The sequence below is a fragment of the Pseudomonas sp. NFACC42-2 genome, from assembly GCF_900116055.1.
Lineage (GTDB): Bacteria > Pseudomonadota > Gammaproteobacteria > Pseudomonadales > Pseudomonadaceae > Aquipseudomonas > Aquipseudomonas marginalis.
The window spans coordinates 24,768-42,880 of record NZ_FOZO01000005.1; the positions used below are offsets into that span (position 1 = coordinate 24,768).

Genomic DNA, 18,113 nt, shown 5'->3' on the forward strand with positions numbered 1-18,113 from the left:
AACGCGTTCCTTACACCGGCTCGGGCTTGGCAGTCGGCAGGTCGATGCCGGGGAAAATCTTGATCACCGCCGAGTCGTCCTCGCGGCCAAAACCGGCGCTGGAAGCCTGCATGAACATCTGGTGCGCAGTGGCCGACAACGGCAGCGGGAATTTGCTCGCACGCGCGGTATCCAGCACCAGGCCGAGGTCCTTGACGAAAATATCCACCGCCGACAGTGGCGTGTAGTCGGCCTTGAGAATGTGCGGCACGCGGTTTTCGAACATCCAGGAATTGCCGGCGCTGTGGGTGATCACCTCGTACAAGGCATCGGCGTCCACCCCTTCGCGCAGGCCCAGGGCCATGGCTTCAGCGGAAGCGGCGATATGCACGCCGGCGAGCAACTGGTTGATGATCTTGACCTTGGAGCCCAGGCCATGGACGTCGCCCAGGCGATACACCTTGCCGGCCATGCCCGCCAGCACTGCATCGGCCTTGGCATAAGCAGCCTGCGGGCCGGAGGTCATCATGGTCATCTCACCGGCGGCGGCCTTGGCCGCACCGCCGGAAATCGGCGCATCCAGGTACAGCAGGCCGTGTTCGCCCAGGCGCTGGCCGAGGTCCACGGCGTAGGTCGGGGCCACGGTGGCACAGCCGATCACCAGGCTGGCGGGACGCAGCGCCGCCACGGCACCGCCCTCACCGAACAACACGGTCTCGGTCTGCTCGGCATTGACCACCACGGTGATAAGCACATCACAGGCCTCGGCCATCTGCGCCGGCGACGCGCACGCCACCCCGCCTTCGCTGGCGAACTGCTGGGTCACCGCGTCGCGCACATCACAGGCATGCACATTAAAGCCTGCGCGCAACAGCGAGCGGGCAATGCCCAGCCCCATCGCGCCCAGACCGATCACACCGACATTCTTATTATTCATGGGGTACTCCAGGGGAAAACAGCGGCTGACACCACACCGGCGAGCCGCGTTGGAATTGGGATCGATCATCCACCAATGAACAGATTATGTGAAGTATTTTTTCGATCTAACATTTTTTAACATCACCCCAAGAATAGTTTCACACCCCCCTTTATCGCCTTACCCCACGCAAACTCATTTGCGGCGCTTGTGCTTTGCGTATTATGGTATACCATCATACGCAATCCACTCCCCCACACCTGATGGAGCCGCTCATGAGTTTCGAAATTCGCAAGATCGTCAGCTATGTTGAAGAAACCTTTATCGAAGGCGGCAAGGCCGCGGATACCCCGGTGAAGATGGTCGGTCTCGCCGTGGTGCTGAAGAATCCATGGCTGGGTCGTGGCTTCGTCGAAGACCTCAAGCCGGAAATCCGGGCCAATTGCTCCGACCTCGGCGCGCTGATGGTCGAGCGCCTGGTGGGCATCATTGGCGGTGCCGAAAACATCGAGGCGTATGGCAAGGCTGCCGTGGTCGGAGCCGATGGCGAGATCGAACACGCGAGCGCGATCATCCATACCCTGCGCTTCGGCAATCACTACCGTGAAGCGGTCAAAGCCAAGAGCTACCTGAGCTTCACCAACAAGCGCGGCGGCCCGGGCACCTCGATCCAGATCCCGATGATGCACAAGGACGACGAAGGCCTGCGCTCGCACTACATCACCCTGGAAATGCACATCGAGGATTCGCCGCGCGCCGATGAAATCGTCGTGGTATTGGGCTGCGCCGATGGCGGCCGCCTGCACCCTCGTATCGGCAACCGCTATATCGACCTGGAAGAGCTGGCCGCTGAAAAAGCCCAGTAAGCAAGACCGGCCAAAACAAAAAGCATGCAGGAGCGCTCCATGATTCGGCTCACCGCTGAACGCACCCCGGCTGGCACCAGTTATCTGGCGACCGGCCAAGGCCAGCCTGTGGTTTTGATCCACGGCGTGGGCCTGAATAAAGAAATGTGGGGCGGGCAAGTCGTTGGCCTGGCCACGAATTACCGCGTGATCACCTATGACATGCTCGGCCATGGCGCCAGCCCGCGCCCGGCCGCCGGCACGCCGCTGCTGGGGTATGCCGACCAGTTGCTGGAGCTGCTCGACCACCTGCAATTGCCCCAGGCCACGGTGATCGGTTTTTCCATGGGCGGCCTGGTCGCCCGGGCGTTTGCCCTGCACTACCCCGAGCGCCTCACATCCCTGGTAGTGCTCAACAGTGTGTTCAACCGCAGCCCCGAACAGCGTGCCGGCGTGATCGCACGCACCGCCCAGGCCGCCGAACATGGCCCGGATGCGAATGCCGAAGCCGCGCTGTCGCGCTGGTTCAGCCGTGAATACCAGGCGGCCAACCCGGCGCAGATCGCCGCCCTGCGTGAAACCCTGGCGGGCAACGACCCCCAGGGCTACCTGACCACCTACGAACTGTTTGCGACCCAGGACATGTACCGCGCCGACGACCTCAAGGGCTTGCGCGTACCGACCCTGGTAGCCACCGGCGAACTCGACCCCGGCTCAACCCCGGAAATGGCCCGGCAACTGGCCGATCGTATTCCCGGCGCCACCGTTGCGGTGCTGGCCGAGCAACGGCATATGATGCCGGTAGAATCGCCACGCCTGGTCAACCAGCTGCTGCTGGGCTTCCTCGACACGGTGTACGCCCAAAACAATCCAATCAAGGGGATCGTTGCATGACACTCGCACGCTTCCAGATGTGCATCGGCGGTGAATGGGTCGATGCCCTGTCCGGCAAGACTTTCGACAGCCTCAACCCGGCCCTGGCCGAACCCTGGGCGCAACTGCCCGACGCCGATGAAGCCGATGTGGAGCGCGCCGTGCAGGCCGCCCAAAGCGCCTTCGACAGCCCGGCCTGGCGTGGCCTCACCGCCACCGCACGGGGCAAATTGCTGCGCCGCCTGGGTGACCTGATCGCCGAGAACAAGGAGCAACTGGCCCAGCTCGAAAGCCGCGACAACGGCAAGTTGATCCGCGAAACCCGTGGCCAGGTCAGCTACCTGCCGGAGTTTTTCCACTACACCGCCGGCCTGGCCGACAAGCTCGAAGGCGGCACCCTGCCGCTGGACAAGCCGGACCTGTTCGCCTACACCGTGCACGAAGCCATGGGCGTGGTCGCCGCGATCATTCCGTGGAACAGCCCGCTGTACCTGACCGCGATCAAACTCGCGCCGGCCCTGGCGGCGGGCAATACCATCGTGATCAAACCGTCGGAACACGCCTCGGCGACCATCCTCGAACTCGCGCGCCTGGCCCTCGAAGCCGGGATCCCGCCGGGCGTGGTCAACGTGGTCACCGGCTACGGCCCCAGCACCGGCGCCGCCCTGACCCGCCACCCACTGGTGCGCAAGATCGCCTTCACCGGCGGCGCGGCCACGGCCCGCCATGTGGTGCGCAGCAGCGCGGAGAACTTCGCCAGGCTGTCCCTGGAACTGGGCGGCAAATCGCCGAATATCATCTTTGCCGACGCCGACCTCGACAGCGCCATCAACGGTGCGATTGCCGGGATCTACGCGGCGTCCGGGCAGAGCTGCGTGTCCGGCTCGCGCCTGCTGGTGCAGGATGAGATCTACGACGAATTCGTTGAGCGCCTGGTGGCTCGCGCCCAGCGCATCCGCATCGGCAACCCCCAGGACGACGCCAGCGAAATGGGCCCCATGGCCACCGCGCAGCAACTGGCCGTGGTCGAAGGCCTGGTGGCCGATGCCATCGCCGAAGGCGCGCGCCTGCGCACCGGCGGCAAACGCCCGCAGAACCTCGGTGAGGGCTGGTTCTATGAGCCGACCTTGTTCGAGTGCGACAGCAACTCGATGAAGATCATGCAGGAAGAAGTGTTCGGCCCGGTGGCCTCGGTCATCCGTTTCAAGGATGAAGCCGAAGCGCTGGCCATCGCCAACGACTCGCAATTCGGCCTCGCCGCCGGCATCTGGACCCGCGACCTCGGCCGCGCCCACCGCCTGGCCCGGGACGTGCGCTCGGGGATCATCTGGGTCAACACCTACCGCGCCGTGTCGGCCATGGCGCCTATCGGCGGCTTCAAGAACAGCGGCTACGGACGTGAAAGCGGCATCGATTCGGTGCTCGCCTACACCGAGCTGAAGACGGTGTGGATCAACCTCTCCCAGGCGCCCATGCCTGACCCTTTCGTGATGCGCTAAGAGACCCCGACCATGATCGAACCCGGCATTTACAAAGACGTCATGAGCTCATTCCCTTCGGGCGTCACGGTGGTCACCACCCTCGACCCGGACGGCGGCATCGTCGGCATTACCGCCAGTGCGTTCAGCGCGCTGTCGATCGACCCGGCGCTGGTGCTGTTCTGCCCTAACTATGGGTCGGACACCTACCCGATCCTGCGCGACAGCAAGCGCTTCGCGATCCACTTGCTGTCCGCCGACCAGACCGCCGAGGCCTATGCTTTCGCCAGCAAAGGCAAGGAAAAGGCCAAGGGCATCGAGTGGCACCTGAGCGAGTTGGGCAATCCGCTGCTGGCCAAGGCCACGGCGATCATCGAGTGCGAACTGTGGCGCGAATACGACGGCGGCGATCACGCGATCATCGTCGGTGCGGTAAAGAACCTGATCCTGCCCAAGGAGCCGGTCACGCCGATGATCTACCACAGGGGCAAGCTGGGCCCGCTGCCGGCCCTGGCCTGAGGCGCGCGGGGGCCGTGAGGGTTTGTCGCTTAAGGAACGCAGCATGATAAACTTGGGCACGATTTTCGGCCCTCAATCGGCCCCGGCCGGCCGAGGCCTCCAGTTAACCGCTAAATTCAGAGCAGACCCCATGAAACGCGCGCCCCTCGACGACAGCTTCAAGGTCAATCACAACCCGGTCACCCTGCGCGAAATCGTGCTGGAAAAACTGCGCAGCGCCATCATGAACTTCCAACTGCTGCCCGGTGACCGCCTGGTGGAGCGCGATCTGTGCGACCGCCTCGGCGTCAGCCGCACCTCGGTACGCGAAGCCTTGCGTCACCTGGAGTCCGAAGGCCTGGTGGAATTCGCCGATGCCAAGGGTCCGCAGGTGGCGATCATCACCCTGGCCGACGCCGTCGACATCTATGAACTGCGCTGCGTACTCGAAGGCTTGATCGTGCAATTGTTCACCCTGCGCGCCAAGGCCAAGGACATCAAGGCCCTGGAAAAAGCCCTGGAAGAAAACCGCAAGGCCCTCAAGGACGGTGAGCTGCAACAGGTCATCGACTCGGTCCAGGGCTTCTACGACGTGCTGCTCGAAGGTTCGGGCAACCATGTGGCGGCCACCCAGTTGCGCCAGCTGCAGGCGCGCATCAGCTACCTGCGCGCCACCTCGGTGTCCCAGGAAAACCGTCGCGGCACCAGTAACCAGGAAATGGAACGCATGGTCCAGGCGATCAAGAGCGGCGACCCGCTGGCGGCCCACCAGGCCTGCGTCGATCACGTGCGTGCGGCGGCCGCCGTGGCCCTGGACTACCTCAAGCGCAAACAGGAAGAAACCGGCAAGATTCCGGAAATCACCCTGCCCATCGCGCTGAAAGAACCGCGCATAGGTCACTGACCTTGGCCAGCCCCAGCTTTTGCCCGGCATGCGGCGGCAGTGACCTCGGTCACCAGCTGCCACCGGGCGATACCCATGAGCGCCTGATGTGCCGGGGCTGCGGCTATATCCACTACATCAATCCCAAGATCATCGCCGGCTGCATCATCGAGCAGGACGGCAAATACCTGCTGTGCCAACGGGCGATCCCGCCCCGCCCAGGCACCTGGACATTGCCTGCCGGCTTTATGGAAGGTGGCGAAACCACCGAGCAGGCGGCGTTGCGTGAAGTCTGGGAAGAAAGCGGCGTACGTGCCGAGATCCTCTCGCCCTACTCGATCTTCAGCGTGCCGAAAATCAGCGAGGTGTACATCATCTTCCGCGCCATCGCGCTGGAGATCACCGGCCAGTTCGGCCCGGAAACCCTCGACTACAAGTTCTTCGCGCCCGAGGAGATTCCCTGGGAGAGCATCTACTACCCGGCGATCCGGCAGATCCTCGAACGGTATATCGAGGAACGCCAGGCTGGGGTGTATGGCATCTATATCGGTAATGACGACAGCGGCAAGATTCATTTCATCCGCTGACCGCACGGCCAAACACAGATCAAAATGTGGGAGGGGGCTTGCTCCCGATAGCGGTGTATCAGTCAGCATCCTTGTAGCTGACAGACCTCTATCGGGAGCAAGCCCCCTCCCACATTTGGCCCATGTTCGGCCTGATGACCTAGGGCGCCAGCCCTTCCACGATGATGATCTGCGCCAGCCCCACCCCTTCACGGTGCGCCTTCGCCTCCTGATACTCAGCGGACTCATAACACGCTACCGCCTGCTCATAGCTCTCAAACTCAATCACCACATTACGCTGCCGTGCAGGCCCGCCTTCCATCGCCTCGCTGCGCCCGCCCCTGGCCAGGAACCGCCCGCCAAACTTTGCAAACGCCGCCGGCGCGCGCTGGGTGTACTGCGTGTATTGCTCGGCATCGGACACATCCACATGGGCAATCCAGTAGGCCTTCATCGTGACATCCTCTTGTTGAGTTTTTGTGGTATACCATAATACATACAACCAACAAATCGAGCACTCTCCATGTCCTTCAACAGCATCGCAGACATCATCGAAGACTACCGCCAAGGCAAGATGGTGCTCCTGGTGGACGACGAAGACCGGGAAAACGAAGGCGACCTGTTGCTGCCTGCGGCCTGCTGCACCGCCGAGACTATCAGTTTCATGGCCCGCGAAGCCCGTGGCCTGATCTGCCTGACCCTTACCGACGAACACTGCCAGCGCCTCGGCCTGGAACAGATGGTGCCGAGCAACGGCAGCGTGTTCAGCACCGCGTTTACCGTGTCCATCGAAGCCGCCAGCGGCGTGACCACCGGCATCTCCGCCGCAGACCGCGCACGCACCGTGGCAGCGGCCGTCGACAGCAATGCCGGACCGGCCGACATCGTGCAGCCGGGGCATATCTTCCCGTTGCGCGCCAAGGACGGCGGCGTGTTGACCCGCGCCGGCCACACCGAAGCCGGCTGCGACCTGGCGCGCCTGGCCGGGCACACCCCGGCGTCGGTGATCGTCGAAGTGATGAACGACGACGGCACCATGGCCCGCCGTCCCGACCTGGAAATCTTCGCGCGCAAGCACGGCATCAAGATCGGCACGATCGCCGACCTGATCCACTACCGCCTCAGCACCGAACGCACCGTGGTGCGCATCGGCGAACGCGACCTGCCCACGGTGCACGGCACGTTCCGCCTGATCACCTTTGAAGACCGCATCGACGGCGGCGTGCACATGGCAATGGTGATGGGCCAGTTGCGCCGCGATACCCCGGCGCTGGTGCGCGTGCATGTGATCGACCCGCTGCGCGACCTGGTCGGTGCCGACTACAGCGGCCCGTCCAACTGGACGCTGTGGGCGGCCTTGCAACGTGTCGCCGCTGAAGGCAGCGGCGTGGTGGTGGTGCTGGCCAACCATGAGTCGTCCCAGGCGCTGCTGGAACGCGTGCCGCAACTGACTCAGGCACCGCGCCAGTTCAACCGCTCGCAGTCGCGCATCTATTCCGAAGTGGGCACCGGGGCGCAGATCTTGCAAGACCTCGGCGTCGGCAAACTGCGTCACCTCGGCCCGCCCCTCAAATACGCCGGGCTGACCGGCTACGACCTGGAGGTGGTCGAGAGCATTCCCTTCACCGAATGACGGATAACCGGTAAGGCAAAATGCTTGCACAAAGTTTGGAATACCATAATATGATATTCCATAGACCGAACACTTCCGCCAAGTGCGCCCGCCAGGGAGAGCACCAATAACAGCCCTTGGCACGGTCGCCTTTTGGGGTCTCGATTAGAGGCCCCCGATGGACCTACTGCTCCCGATAGGCGGGCATTACCAAGCCCGCTCAATAACAAAACAAATGAGGGCGTGAAAATGGTGTTGAACAAACGTGCAACCGCGGTGCTGTTCGCGGGTTTATTGGCCACGGCCACTCACGCGGCCATGGCGGCCGAAAGCGTCAACTTCGTGAGCTGGGGCGGTAGCACCCAGGATGCGCAGAAGCAGGCCTGGGCCGACCCGTTCAGCAAGGCCAGCGGCATTACCGTGGTCCAGGATGGGCCCACCGACTACGGCAAACTCAAGGCCATGGTCGAAAGCGGCAACGTGCAGTGGGACGTGGTGGATGTCGAGGCCGACTTCGCCTTGCGCGCCGCCGCCGAAGGCCTGCTCGAACCCCTCGACTTCTCGGTGATCCAGCGCGACAAGATCGACCCGCGCTTCGTCTCCGACCATGGCGTGGGCTCGTTCTTCTTCTCCTTCGTGCTCGGCTACAACGAAGGCAAGCTCGGCGCCGGCAAGCCCCAGGACTGGACCGCTCTGTTCGACACCAAGACCTACCCCGGCAAGCGCGCCCTCTACAAATGGCCAAGCCCCGGCGTGCTCGAACTGGCGCTGCTGGCCGACGGCGTCCCGGCCGACAAGCTCTACCCCCTGGACCTGGACCGCGCCTTCAAGAAACTCGACACCATCAAGAAAGACATCGTCTGGTGGGGCGGCGGTGCGCAGTCGCAACAGTTGCTGGCGTCCGGCGAAGTCAGCATGGGCCAGTTCTGGAACGGTCGCATCCACGCCCTGCAGGAAGACGGCGCGCCCGTGGGCGTGAGCTGGAAGCAGAACCTGGTCATGGCCGACATCCTCGTCGTGCCTAAAGGTTCGAAAAACAAAGCGGCGGCGATGAAATTCCTCGCCAACGCCAGCAGCGCCAAGGGCCAGGCGGATTTCTCCAACCTGACCGCCTATGCGCCGGTGAACATCGACAGCGTGCAGCGCCTGGATTCGGTGCTCGCGCCGAACCTGCCGACCGCCTACGTCAAGGACCAGATCACCCTCGATTTCGCCTACTGGGCCAAGAACGGTCCGGCCATTGCGACACGGTGGAATGAATGGCTAGTCAAATGAAAATGACGGCAACCACACCGACCGGGAGCGCCCTCGGCGCTGCCGGCGCGGTTTCGCCCAAGGCCGGGGCGCCGTCCCTGGCACAGCGCTGGCGGGGCTCGAGCAACCTGATCCCGGCCCTGCTGTTCCTCGGCCTGTTCTTCCTGGCGCCGCTGATCGGCCTGCTGCTGCGCGGCGTGCTGGAGCCGGTGCCGGGCCTGGGCAACTACGAACAGCTGTTCGCCAACTCAGCCTATGCACGGGTGCTGCTCAACACCTTTTCGGTGGCGGGCCTGGTGACCCTGTTCAGCCTGCTGCTGGGCTTTCCGCTGGCCTGGGCGATCACCCTGGTGCCGCGCGGCTGGGGACGCTGGATCCTGAATATTGTGCTGCTGTCGATGTGGACCAGCCTGCTCGCCCGCACTTACTCCTGGCTGGTCTTGCTGCAAGCCTCCGGGGTGATCAACAAGGCGCTGATGGCCATGGGCATCATCGATGTGCCCCTGGAGATGGTGCATAACCTCACCGGCGTGGTGATCGGCATGAGCTACATCATGATCCCGTTCATCGTGCTGCCATTGCAGGCGACCATGCAGGCCATCGACCCGATGATCCTGCAGGCCGGCTCGATCTGCGGCGCGAGCCCGTGGACCAACTTCTTCCGCGTGTTCCTGCCGTTGTGCCGGCCGGGGTTGTTCTCCGGCGGCCTGATGGTGTTCGTGATGTCCCTCGGTTACTACGTCACCCCGGCACTGCTCGGCGGTGCGCAGAACATGATGCTGCCCGAGTTCATCATCCAGCAGGTGCAATCGTTCCTCAATTGGGGCCTGGCCAGTGCCGGCGCCGCGTTGCTGATCTTCATCACCCTGGTGCTGTTCTACTTCTACCTGAAGCTTCAGCCGGAATCCCCGGTTGGCGCCAGCAACGCGAGGTAAGCCGTCATGCTCCTGACCCCCAATGCCATGAGCCGCAGGATGCGCTTGGGCCTCTACACCACCACCGGCTTGATCGGCCTGTTCCTGCTGCTGCCGATCGTGTTCATCGTGCTGCTGTCGTTCGGCTCGTCCCAATGGCTGGTGTTCCCGCCACCGGGCTGGACGCTGAAATGGTACGGCCAGTTCTTCTCCAACGCCGACTGGATGAACGCGGCCATGGCCAGCCTCAAGGTGGCCGTGCTGACCACCGTATTCGCCGTCGCCCTCGGCCTGCCCACCGCCTTTGCCCTGGTGCGCGGGCGCTTCCCCGGCCGTGAATTGCTCTACGGCCTGTTCACCCTGCCAATGATCGTGCCGCTGGTGATCATCGCCGTGGCGGTGTACGCGCTGTTCCTGAAGCTGGGCTACACCGGCACGATGTTCGCCTTTGTGGTCAGCCATGTGATCGTGGCGCTGCCGTTCACCATCATCTCGATCATCAACTCGCTGAAACTGTTCGACCAGTCGATCGAAGACGCGGCAGTGATCTGCGGCGCCTCGCGGTTGCAGGCAGTGTTCAAGGTGACCTTTCCGGCGATTCGTCCGGGGATGGTCGCCGGTGCGCTGTTCGCCTTCCTGGTCTCATGGGACGAAGTGGTGCTCAGCGTGATGATGGCCAGCCCGACCCTGCAAACCCTTCCCGTAAAAATGTGGACCACCCTGCGCCAGGACCTGACGCCTGTGATCGCCGTCGCGTCGACGCTGCTGATCGGCCTCTCGGTGCTGGTCATGGTGATTGCCGCCGCCGTTCGCCGGCGTACCGAAACCCGCGCTTGAGCGCCGAGGAGAAGAACATGAGTGCAGTGATCAACGATGTCGCGCAGAGCCATGGCCAACCCCTGGTCAGCCTGCGCAACCTGAACAAGCACTACGGCGAATTCGCAGCCGTGGACAACATCTCGCTGGACATCCAGGACGGCGAATTCCTCACCTTCCTCGGCTCCAGCGGCTCGGGCAAAAGCACCACACTGTCGATGCTTGCCGGCTTCGAAACGCCAAGCAGCGGCGAGATCCTGGTCAGCGGCCAATCGCTGGTCAACGTACCGCCGCACAAGCGCGACATCGGCATGGTGTTCCAGCGTTACTCACTGTTCCCGCATTTGTCGGTGCGCGACAACATCGCCTTCCCCCTGGCGATTCGCAAACTGGCCAGCGCCGAACGCGACAAGCGCGTCGACGCCATGCTCAAGCTGGTGCAGTTGGAACAGTTCGCCCATCGCCGCCCTTCGCAATTGTCCGGCGGCCAACAGCAACGGGTCGCCATCGCCCGCGCGCTGGTGTACGAGCCACGCATCCTGTTGATGGACGAACCCCTCGGCGCCCTCGACAAGAAATTGCGCGAAGACCTGCAGGACGAACTGCGCCAACTGCACCGGCGCCTGGGCATCACCATCGTCTACGTGACCCACGACCAGGAAGAAGCCATGCGCCTGTCCCAGCGCATCGCGATTTTCAGCCACGGCAAGATCGTCGGCCTGGGCAGCGGCTTCGACCTCTACCAGAACCCGCCGAACGCGTTCGTGGCGTCGTTCCTCGGCAACTCCAACTTCCTCAAGCTCAAGGCCCAGGGCAATGCCGTGGCGGCGTTCGAAGGCCAATCCGTGTCGATCCGCCTGACCAGCGGGTTGCACACCGAGCAGGATGTACTGCTGATGGTACGCCCGGAAAAAGCCCTGGCGCTGAGTGTCGAACAGGCCGCTGAACAACCGCTGGCGGCGGGCTGGAATGAAGTGTCGGCGATTGTGGGTGAGGTGCTGTTCCTCGGCGAAAGCCAGACCTGCACAGTGAAAACCCTCGGCGGCACATCGATGACGGTCAAGGCGCTGTCCGCTGCGGGCATGCCCCTCAAGGCCGGCGATCCGGTGCGTGTGCGCTGGGCGACGGCGGATGCGTGTGTGTATACGCAGTGGGCGGAGAGTGATCTGAACAAGGCCGCTGGCGCGCATTGAATCCCATGTGGGAGGGGGCTTGCCCCCTCCCACATTTGAAGTGCGTTTATCCGTCAACTCTTGCGCTCGAAAATCGCCCCCTCGATCCCCAACACCTCACGGGTATCCGCATAAATCCCCACGCCCTTCTCCCACACATGCTTGATCGAGCGGTCGGCGCAGCGAATCCGGTAATTGAGCTCGAACGGCTCCTGCCGTGACAACGCATATTGCACCTCGCGCCACACATAGTCGGCATCCTGCGCCAGGATCAGGCTGTTGTAGGTGAACTCATGGTTGTCCACCAGGCGCTCGGCAGGGTAACCGGTCAACTCCAGGCAGCCCGCGCTGACGAATTCCATGGTCCAGTCGCGGTTGTTGCGGCCGCGATAGATCAGGCCCGGCATGCTGTCGAGCAAGCTCATGCTGCTGCGCTGGCTGGCCTGCCAGGCGATTTCGCGGCGCTTGTGGGCAGTAACGTCCCCGGCCACCAAATAGAAGCCTTGGGGGCCGCGCTTGAGGCTGATCTCGAACCAGCGCAGTTCGCCACTGGGGTGCACAAAGCGCAGGCGCTGGTTGAATGAGGTGTCGGGGCGACGGCGCAGTTCATTCAGGGCCTGGCGCCATAGCGGGCGGTCTTCCTGGTGCACGTAGTCCATCAGGTTGCGCTCCGCGCCCGGCGCGCCCATCAACTCGGCCCAGGCCAGGTTGAAGTGGGCGATCTGGCCGTTGTCGCGCAGTTGCAATAAGGCGGCGGGAAAGCAATCCATCAGGTCAATCGGCGGGGGCGCAAACGCTTCGGGGCTGTCCCTCATCTAGTGGCGCTCCTCGTGTTTCATCAAGGCACCGCTGTGCACCCAGGCCGCCAGCTCCAGGCGCGAATGCAGGCCGAGCTTCTGCAACAGGCTGCGCACGTAGATTTTCACCGTGCCGTCGCTGATCCCCAGTTCCCTGCCGATCTGTTTGTTGCTCATGCCGGCGGCGATCAGCGCCAGGGTCTGGCCTTCGCGCTCGGTAAGGTTTTCGCTGCCCGCAGCCTCACACGCTTGCGTGGGCTCGGCCTGGTCGGCGAGCAAGGCAATCAGGCTCGAGTCCAGCACGATCGCGCCCTTGTGGCAGTTGCGCATATACGCCAGCAACGCATCCGGCTCGGTTTCCTTGAGCACATAACCGCTGGCGCCCAGGCGCAAGGCCGTGAGCAACTCGGCGCGGTCCATGGAGGCGGTGAGCACCACCACCTGGCAATCCAGGCGTAACTGGCGCAGTTCATCCAGCACCTGTAATCCGCTGAGGCCGGGCATGTGCAAATCCAGCAGCACCTGTTGCGGCGTCAGGCTCACGGCCAGGTTGATGCCCTCGCGGCCGCTGGCCGCCTGCCCCACCACTTCGAAGTCGCCGCTGGCATCGAACAACTGCGCCAGGCCCTTGCGAAACAACGGGTGATCATCGATCAGTAATAAGGTCGTGCAGTCCATCGAGACTCCCCTGTGGCAGATCGTGGTGGCGACGCAGGCCAAGGTGCACGCGCACCCCGTGCGGGCGGATCGCTTCTATGCTCAGCCGTGCGCCGATGCTGGCGGCGCGCTCGCGGATAATCGCCAGGCCGAAATGGTTGTGTTCGTCGCAGGCCGGGATCAAGCCGATGCCATCGTCTTCCACCGACACCGAGGCGTCGCCGTCCTGGGTCTGGCGCAGTTCGATGCGCACGTGGCGCGCGTGGGAATGCCGCACCGCATTGGCCAGGGCCTCGCGAATGATCTGCAGGATCTGCAATTCGGTTTCCGGGCTCAGGGCGTCGTCGGCCAGGCGATTGTCGAGTTCGAAGACAATGATGCAGCGCCGCGAAAATTCCGCGACCGAATCGGCCAGGGCCTGGCGCAGCGAGCGCCCGTCCATGGTCAGGCGCGCACTGGTGATCAGCTCGCGCACCTGGCGTTGCAGTTGGCTCAGGCCGGTGCACAGGTCCTGCAGTGCCGGCTCGCCCAGTTGCGACTGCAAGCCATGGGCCTGGAACGACAGGTAACCCAACTGCTGCGCCACCGAATCGTGCAGCTCACGGGCCAGGGCACCGTGGCGGGAGGTCGCCTGTTTGCGCTGCTGCTCACGGTTATGGCTGCGCAGGCGTACGCTCACGCCTACCGCCTGCGCCGCCTCTTCCAGTAGCTGGCGCCAACTGGCACCGGCGCGCCGGGGGGTGTCGAGCAGCAATGCGCCTTTTGCACCCTCGGGCAAGGCGCACACCAGACGGTGCACGCCCCGTTGCCGGCACGGTCCGCAGGCTTGGGGGGCGTCCGTCACGCTGGCGTCGCGCCAGGGGCAACGCGCGACGGCCTGGCAGCCTTCCACCTCCCCACGCCGCGTCGGGCCCAGGTCTTCGCCGCCGAGGATCAGGTTGAGCCTGGCAGGCGGCAGCAGTGCGTCGAAACGGTCCAGGAAACCCGACAAGGCACCGTCAGCGTGCAGGGGCAACTCGGCCAACAACCTGCGCACGCTGCGCGCCTGTTCGGGGCGCACAGGCCCCAACCAGAGCGGCCAGCCTTTTGGTCGTGTCAGCACTCTTCGATAACTCCCCGTCCGGTTGCGCTGTGTGGTCGAAAGGCCCAGCAACTTCCATGCCCCGAATGGCCGGCGCGCAAGGCTTATCTCCAAAGGCATAGCCCTTTTTCCAGATTGAGAAGATTTTCCCCATAGGAAAGTATCTCTCCCAACAGGAAACAAAACCCAGCGTGGAGAGCCCCCCATGACCCACACCCGCAGCCGCCCCATCGTGGTGATGCAATCAGCCGCCGCCAGCGCAGCGTTCATCAGCGAACTGGACAGCCCCCTGCTGTTGAACGGCGAACGCCCCGACTTTGCGCGGCGCCTGCAACAGGCGCTGGCCAGCGCCACCGTGGGCTGCCGGCTCTACCTGCTGGGCGACGAAGCCTTTATCTGGCGTGTGCACGGCGAGGCCCGTGCCGCGGGTATGGAAGACGACGAGATCGACATGACCTGCATACCCGGCCTGCGCCAAGTGTATTGCGCGCACTGCGGCCTGACCCAGGCGGCCGGGCCGGAGCCGCTGTTGAACTGCATCGGCTGCCACGTCGGGCTGGAGGTCCGCACGCATTTTTCCCGGCGCCTGGGGGCATATCTCGGCGTGTGCATCAACCCCGACCAGCCCTACGCGGGGTTCCAGCCATGAGCGCGGCCCTCAACGTCCAGGTCAGCGCCGCACGCATGCTCACGCCGGTGGTGCGCGAATTCACCCTGATGCCCGCCACGGGCAGCCTGCCCGGCTTCTCGCCCGGCAGCCATGTGCAGGTGCACCTGCCGCTGGCCGAAGGCACGGTGCGCAATGCCTATTCACTCACCAGCGACCCGGCGCAGCCCCAGCACTACCGCATCGCCGTGCGCCTGCAAGACGCCTCGCGCGGTGGCTCGCGGTACCTGCACAGGCAGGTGCAGGTCGGCGACACCCTGCAGATTTCGCCGCCGGCCAATCTGTTCGCACCCCATGGCACCGCGCGCCTGCATATCCTCATCGCCGCCGGGATCGGGATCACGCCGTTCATGGCCTATATCGCCGCGATGGAACAACAGCAGGCCGACTTCGAACTGCATTACCTGTTCCGCCGGGGCCTCAGCGACGCCTATCTCGACGAGCTGCAACAGCGCCTCGGCCCGCGCCTGCACACCTACGACCGGCGCCCGGACCTAGACCGGATCCTCGGCAATCGACCGCTGGGCAGCCACGTCTACACCTGCGGTCCGCAGCCCTTGCTCGAGGCGGTTGAGCAACACGCTGCACGCCTCGGTTGGCCGAGCAGGCGTGTGCATTCGGAAGCCTTCAAAGGCGCACAACCCGGCCAGCCATTCGACCTGCAGCTGCTGCGCAGCGGCCGACGCCTGCGGGTCGAGGCCGAGCAAAGTTTGCTAGAAGCCCTGGAACACGCCGGACTACAGGTGCCCAACCTGTGCCGTGGCGGGGTCTGCGGCCAGTGCATCACGCGCCACCAGGGCGGCGCCATCGAACACCGCGACAGCTTCCTCAGCCCGGCCGAGCAGGCCGACTTTCTGATGCCCTGCGTCTCGCGCGGCAGCGGCCCCTGCGTTTCGCTGGACCTATAGGAGTGAGTGCCATGCCCCTGCAAACGAGCCCCGTGCTGAGCTATCGCGACGATTTCAGCTTTCGCAACAGCCCGGCCGCGATCCGGCGTTTCCCCTTTCCCTTTATCGAGGACAGCTACCTGTACTCGGTGAACATCGAACCGGCCACCTCCCGCGACCCCGGCTCGATCTATGAGCACGCCTTCGACATCGACGAGCACTACCGCTCGGAAATGGCCGAGCGCGCCCTGGTGCTGGACAAGGACCCGCGCCGCTACCTGGTGATGCCCCACATGCAAGTGGCGGCCTGGGATGCGCTGCAGATGATCATGGAACACCTGGCCGCCGACTACCCGCAGGCGTTCAGCCTGACGCAAAACGGCGAGCGCTGGCAGTGGCGCAACCACCTGCTGGACATCGACCAGGCCTTCATCTTCGGCGATGCCAGCAGCCTGCCCTGCGCGCCGCTGGAGTACATCGGCCGCCAGGTGCAGGGGGATTTCGCCCTGCTCGACCAGCGTGACGGCGACCTGTACATGGACGCCGGCCTGGTCACCAGCCCGGCCGACTGGTCGCTGGCGTTCGACGCCGGCATGAGTTTCAAGCAATGGCACGCACCGGTGCCCATGGCCCATCAGATGGGCGTGTTCGAACGGGCGCTGAAGTACCTGCTCAACCTGCAGGTCGGCCAGCCGGTACGGCGCTTGAACTGGACCCTGACCATCAACCCGCGCCTGGATTCATCGCCGGAAACCTTCCATGAATGGGGCTCCGATCGCGGCCGGATCACCGCGCAGAACGTCGGCCAGCAGGTGCACCTGCGGGTCGAGCTGCAAGTGATGGCGCGCCTGCCGCGCAGCCACGCGGTGATGTTCAGCATCCGCACCTACCTGATCAGCCTGGACGAGCTGGTCACGCAACCCGGCTGGGGCTGTCGCCTGCACCGCGTGCTGCGCGACCTGCCCGACCCCATCGCCGACTACAAGGGCATGACCCGCTACCGCCACACGCTGGTCGAGTGGCTGAGCCAGTTCGACCCACAGGCCTGACGCCCCTTCTTCTACGACAAGGAACCTCACATGACCCACTCATGGCGTATTTCTGCATTGGCCGAACGGCACCGCGCCCTCGGCTCCCACCTCGAAGACTGGAACGGCATGGGCACTGCCTGGACCTACAGCAGTGACCTCGCCGACCACCACCAGGCGATCCGCACCCGCGCCGGCCTGATGGACGTATCCGGCCTGAAAAAAGTCCATTACGTGGGCCCCCACGCCGAGAGCCTGTTGCAGTGGGCTACCACCCGCGACATCGCCAAGCTCTACCCGGGCAAATCGGTGTACGCCTCGATGCTCGATGAGGACGGCAAGTTCGTCGATGACTGCATCGTCTACCGCACCGGCCCCAACGCGTTCATGGTGGTGCATGGCGCCGGCACCGGGCATGAAATGCTCGTGCGCTCGGCCCAGGGCCGGCAAGTGGCGGTGCTGTTCGATGACGACCTGCACGACCTGTCGCTGCAAGGTCCGCTGGCGGTGGATTTCCTCGCCGAACACGTGCCCGGCATCCGCCAGCTGGCGTACTTCCACCACCTGCAAACCCGCCTGTTCGACCGCCCGGTGATGATCTCGCGCACCGGCTACACCGGCGAACGTGGCTATGAGATTTTCTGCAAGGCCGCCGATGCGCCGTTCCTGTGGGACAGCATCCTCGAACAAGGCGCCAGCCTGGGGATCATCCCCTGCGCCTTCACCGCCCTGGACTGGTTGCGGGTGGAAAGCTCGCTGATGTTTTTCCCCTACGACAACTCGCAGATGTACCCCTTCGCCGACCAGAAGGCCGGCGACACCCTTTGGGAAATGGGCCTGGATTTCACTGTTTCACCTGGCAAGAACGCCTTCCGTGGCGCCGAAGAACACCTGCGCCTGCGCGGCCAGGAGCGTTTCAAGATCACCGGCGTGCTGCTTGAGGGCGTCCGTGCCGCCGAGGCCGGCGACACCGTGTGGCAGGGCAACCAGCAAGTCGGCGTGATCACCTGCGGCATGTATTCGCGCCTGAGCAAACGCTCGATGGCCATCGCGCGCATGAGCGTCGCCTGTTCCGAACCCGGTATTGCCTTGCAGGTTCGCGGCAGCCTCGAGGCCAGCGCCAGCACCCATGCCCTGCCCTTCGACGACCCGCAGAAAACCAAGCGCACGGCCAAGGGCTGAGCATTCCT

At 64.2% G+C, this 18,113-nt stretch carries 20 protein-coding genes; 15 read left to right on the plus strand and 5 right to left on the minus strand.

The window, feature by feature from the left end; genetic code table 11:
* Window positions 1–10: 10 nt before the first annotated feature.
* The gene (gene ltnD / locus BM416_RS12555; protein WP_092488259.1) at window positions 11–916 is read right to left on the minus strand and encodes an L-threonate dehydrogenase; all 906 of its coding nucleotides are present in this window, start codon (window positions 914–916) and stop codon (window positions 11–13) included.
* A gap of 254 nt (window positions 917–1,170) precedes the next feature.
* On the opposite strand from ltnD, the gene BM416_RS12560 reads away from it, so the two are divergent.
* The 6 genes from BM416_RS12560 to BM416_RS12585 all read left to right on the plus strand — a co-directional run bounded on the left by BM416_RS12560 (window position 1,171) and on the right by BM416_RS12585 (window position 6,059).
* Window positions 1,171–1,761, plus strand: a complete 591-nt coding sequence (locus BM416_RS12560) for an amino acid synthesis family protein (protein WP_065939735.1) — start codon at window positions 1,171–1,173, stop codon at window positions 1,759–1,761.
* Window positions 1,762–1,800: 39 nt separating this feature from the next.
* Complete coding sequence (locus BM416_RS12565; protein WP_027603603.1) at window positions 1,801–2,634, plus strand: alpha/beta fold hydrolase; 834 nt, start codon at window positions 1,801–1,803, stop codon at window positions 2,632–2,634.
* On the plus strand, window positions 2,631–4,112 hold the full coding sequence (locus tag BM416_RS12570; protein ID WP_092488260.1) for an aldehyde dehydrogenase: 1,482 nt from the start codon (window positions 2,631–2,633) through the stop codon (window positions 4,110–4,112). The genes BM416_RS12565 and BM416_RS12570 overlap by 4 nt, the downstream gene beginning before the upstream one ends.
* 12 nt (window positions 4,113–4,124) lie before the next feature.
* Window positions 4,125–4,610 carry a flavin reductase family protein gene (locus tag BM416_RS12575; protein ID WP_092488261.1) on the plus strand — a complete coding sequence of 162 codons (486 nt, stop codon included), beginning with the start codon at window positions 4,125–4,127 and terminating at the stop codon, window positions 4,608–4,610.
* Window positions 4,611–4,740: 130 nt separating this feature from the next.
* Window positions 4,741–5,493, plus strand: coding sequence for a GntR family transcriptional regulator (locus tag BM416_RS12580; RefSeq protein ID WP_027603600.1), 753 nt, complete (start codon window positions 4,741–4,743; stop codon window positions 5,491–5,493).
* Window positions 5,494–5,495: 2 nt separating this feature from the next.
* A complete protein-coding gene (locus BM416_RS12585; RefSeq protein WP_092488262.1) occupies window positions 5,496–6,059 on the plus strand; it encodes an NUDIX hydrolase in 564 nt (187 codons plus the stop codon).
* A gap of 139 nt (window positions 6,060–6,198) precedes the next feature.
* Here BM416_RS12585 and BM416_RS12590 read toward each other — a convergent pair whose 3' ends face one another.
* Window positions 6,199–6,492 (minus strand): DUF1330 domain-containing protein, encoded by a 294-nt coding sequence (locus BM416_RS12590; RefSeq protein ID WP_027603598.1) that lies wholly within the window; start codon window positions 6,490–6,492, stop codon window positions 6,199–6,201.
* Between the two features lie 69 nt (window positions 6,493–6,561).
* Here BM416_RS12590 and ribBA point away from each other — a divergent pair, with 69 nt between their 5' ends.
* From ribBA to BM416_RS12615, 5 genes are all read left to right on the plus strand, one after another.
* Window positions 6,562–7,671 carry a bifunctional 3,4-dihydroxy-2-butanone-4-phosphate synthase/GTP cyclohydrolase II gene (gene ribBA, locus BM416_RS12595; RefSeq protein ID WP_027603597.1) on the plus strand — a complete coding sequence of 370 codons (1,110 nt, stop codon included), beginning with the start codon at window positions 6,562–6,564 and terminating at the stop codon, window positions 7,669–7,671.
* A gap of 228 nt (window positions 7,672–7,899) precedes the next feature.
* On the plus strand, window positions 7,900–8,925 hold the full coding sequence (locus BM416_RS12600; RefSeq protein ID WP_027603596.1) for an ABC transporter substrate-binding protein: 1,026 nt from the start codon (window positions 7,900–7,902) through the stop codon (window positions 8,923–8,925).
* A complete protein-coding gene (locus tag BM416_RS12605) occupies window positions 8,922–9,839 on the plus strand; it encodes an ABC transporter permease (RefSeq protein ID WP_065926398.1) in 918 nt (305 codons plus the stop codon). The genes BM416_RS12600 and BM416_RS12605 overlap by 4 nt, the downstream gene beginning before the upstream one ends.
* A gap of 6 nt (window positions 9,840–9,845) precedes the next feature.
* The gene (locus tag BM416_RS12610; protein ID WP_010567348.1) at window positions 9,846–10,655 is read left to right on the plus strand and encodes an ABC transporter permease; all 810 of its coding nucleotides are present in this window, start codon (window positions 9,846–9,848) and stop codon (window positions 10,653–10,655) included.
* Window positions 10,656–10,672: 17 nt separating this feature from the next.
* Window positions 10,673–11,827: an ABC transporter ATP-binding protein gene (locus tag BM416_RS12615; protein ID WP_092488264.1), complete on the plus strand. Its 1,155-nt coding sequence runs from the start codon at window positions 10,673–10,675 to the stop codon at window positions 11,825–11,827.
* A 53-nt stretch (window positions 11,828–11,880) separates the two neighbouring features.
* On the opposite strand, the gene BM416_RS12620 is transcribed toward BM416_RS12615, so the two are convergent.
* Genes BM416_RS12620 through BM416_RS12630 form a run of 3 tightly spaced genes read right to left on the minus strand, consistent with a single transcriptional unit; the run spans window position 11,881 to window position 14,296 of the window.
* Window positions 11,881–12,621, minus strand: coding sequence for a PAS domain-containing protein (locus BM416_RS12620; RefSeq protein ID WP_027603593.1), 741 nt, complete (start codon window positions 12,619–12,621; stop codon window positions 11,881–11,883).
* Window positions 12,622–13,281, minus strand: a complete 660-nt coding sequence (locus BM416_RS12625; RefSeq protein WP_065926401.1) for a response regulator — start codon at window positions 13,279–13,281, stop codon at window positions 12,622–12,624. It abuts the gene before it with no gap.
* The gene (locus BM416_RS12630) at window positions 13,250–14,296 is read right to left on the minus strand and encodes an ATP-binding protein (RefSeq protein ID WP_092488435.1); all 1,047 of its coding nucleotides are present in this window, start codon (window positions 14,294–14,296) and stop codon (window positions 13,250–13,252) included. Before BM416_RS12630 ends, BM416_RS12625 begins: the two co-directional genes overlap by 32 nt.
* 250 nt (window positions 14,297–14,546) lie before the next feature.
* On the opposite strand from BM416_RS12630, the gene BM416_RS12635 reads away from it, so the two are divergent.
* The 4 genes from BM416_RS12635 to BM416_RS12650 are packed head-to-tail and all read left to right on the plus strand — an operon-like array spanning window position 14,547 to window position 18,105.
* Window positions 14,547–14,990 (plus strand): dimethylamine monooxygenase subunit DmmA family protein, encoded by a 444-nt coding sequence (locus tag BM416_RS12635; protein ID WP_092488265.1) that lies wholly within the window; start codon window positions 14,547–14,549, stop codon window positions 14,988–14,990.
* The gene (locus BM416_RS12640) at window positions 14,987–15,916 is read left to right on the plus strand and encodes a PDR/VanB family oxidoreductase (RefSeq protein WP_092488266.1); all 930 of its coding nucleotides are present in this window, start codon (window positions 14,987–14,989) and stop codon (window positions 15,914–15,916) included. Before BM416_RS12635 ends, BM416_RS12640 begins: the two co-directional genes overlap by 4 nt.
* Window positions 15,917–15,927: 11 nt before the next feature.
* Window positions 15,928–16,944, plus strand: coding sequence for a heme-dependent oxidative N-demethylase family protein (locus BM416_RS12645; RefSeq protein WP_092488267.1), 1,017 nt, complete (start codon window positions 15,928–15,930; stop codon window positions 16,942–16,944).
* A gap of 30 nt (window positions 16,945–16,974) precedes the next feature.
* Entirely contained in the window at window positions 16,975–18,105 is a 1,131-nt protein-coding gene (locus tag BM416_RS12650) for an aminomethyl transferase family protein (RefSeq protein ID WP_092488268.1), read from the plus strand.
* Window positions 18,106–18,113 lie beyond the last annotated feature (8 nt).

What these genes read in the sequence shown, in the direction of transcription:
- ltnD (WP_092488259.1), bottom strand. Translation starts at nt 916, where the DNA reads ATGAATAATAAGAATGTCGGTGTGATCGGTCTGGGCGCGATGGGGCTG.
- BM416_RS12560 (WP_065939735.1), top strand. Translation starts at nt 1,171, where the DNA reads ATGAGTTTCGAAATTCGCAAGATCGTCAGCTATGTTGAAGAAACCTTT.
- BM416_RS12565 (WP_027603603.1), top strand. Translation starts at nt 1,801, where the DNA reads ATGATTCGGCTCACCGCTGAACGCACCCCGGCTGGCACCAGTTATCTG.
- BM416_RS12570 (WP_092488260.1), top strand. Translation starts at nt 2,631, where the DNA reads ATGACACTCGCACGCTTCCAGATGTGCATCGGCGGTGAATGGGTCGAT.
- BM416_RS12575 (WP_092488261.1), top strand. Translation starts at nt 4,125, where the DNA reads ATGATCGAACCCGGCATTTACAAAGACGTCATGAGCTCATTCCCTTCG.
- BM416_RS12580 (WP_027603600.1), top strand. Translation starts at nt 4,741, where the DNA reads ATGAAACGCGCGCCCCTCGACGACAGCTTCAAGGTCAATCACAACCCG.
- BM416_RS12590 (WP_027603598.1), bottom strand. Translation starts at nt 6,492, where the DNA reads ATGAAGGCCTACTGGATTGCCCATGTGGATGTGTCCGATGCCGAGCAA.
- ribBA (WP_027603597.1), top strand. Translation starts at nt 6,562, where the DNA reads ATGTCCTTCAACAGCATCGCAGACATCATCGAAGACTACCGCCAAGGC.
- BM416_RS12600 (WP_027603596.1), top strand. Translation starts at nt 7,900, where the DNA reads ATGGTGTTGAACAAACGTGCAACCGCGGTGCTGTTCGCGGGTTTATTG.
- BM416_RS12605 (WP_065926398.1), top strand. Translation starts at nt 8,922, where the DNA reads ATGAAAATGACGGCAACCACACCGACCGGGAGCGCCCTCGGCGCTGCC.
- BM416_RS12610 (WP_010567348.1), top strand. Translation starts at nt 9,846, where the DNA reads ATGCTCCTGACCCCCAATGCCATGAGCCGCAGGATGCGCTTGGGCCTC.
- BM416_RS12615 (WP_092488264.1), top strand. Translation starts at nt 10,673, where the DNA reads ATGAGTGCAGTGATCAACGATGTCGCGCAGAGCCATGGCCAACCCCTG.
- BM416_RS12620 (WP_027603593.1), bottom strand. Translation starts at nt 12,621, where the DNA reads ATGAGGGACAGCCCCGAAGCGTTTGCGCCCCCGCCGATTGACCTGATG.
- BM416_RS12625 (WP_065926401.1), bottom strand. Translation starts at nt 13,281, where the DNA reads ATGGACTGCACGACCTTATTACTGATCGATGATCACCCGTTGTTTCGC.
- BM416_RS12635 (WP_092488265.1), top strand. Translation starts at nt 14,547, where the DNA reads ATGACCCACACCCGCAGCCGCCCCATCGTGGTGATGCAATCAGCCGCC.
- BM416_RS12640 (WP_092488266.1), top strand. Translation starts at nt 14,987, where the DNA reads ATGAGCGCGGCCCTCAACGTCCAGGTCAGCGCCGCACGCATGCTCACG.
- BM416_RS12645 (WP_092488267.1), top strand. Translation starts at nt 15,928, where the DNA reads ATGCCCCTGCAAACGAGCCCCGTGCTGAGCTATCGCGACGATTTCAGC.
- BM416_RS12650 (WP_092488268.1), top strand. Translation starts at nt 16,975, where the DNA reads ATGACCCACTCATGGCGTATTTCTGCATTGGCCGAACGGCACCGCGCC.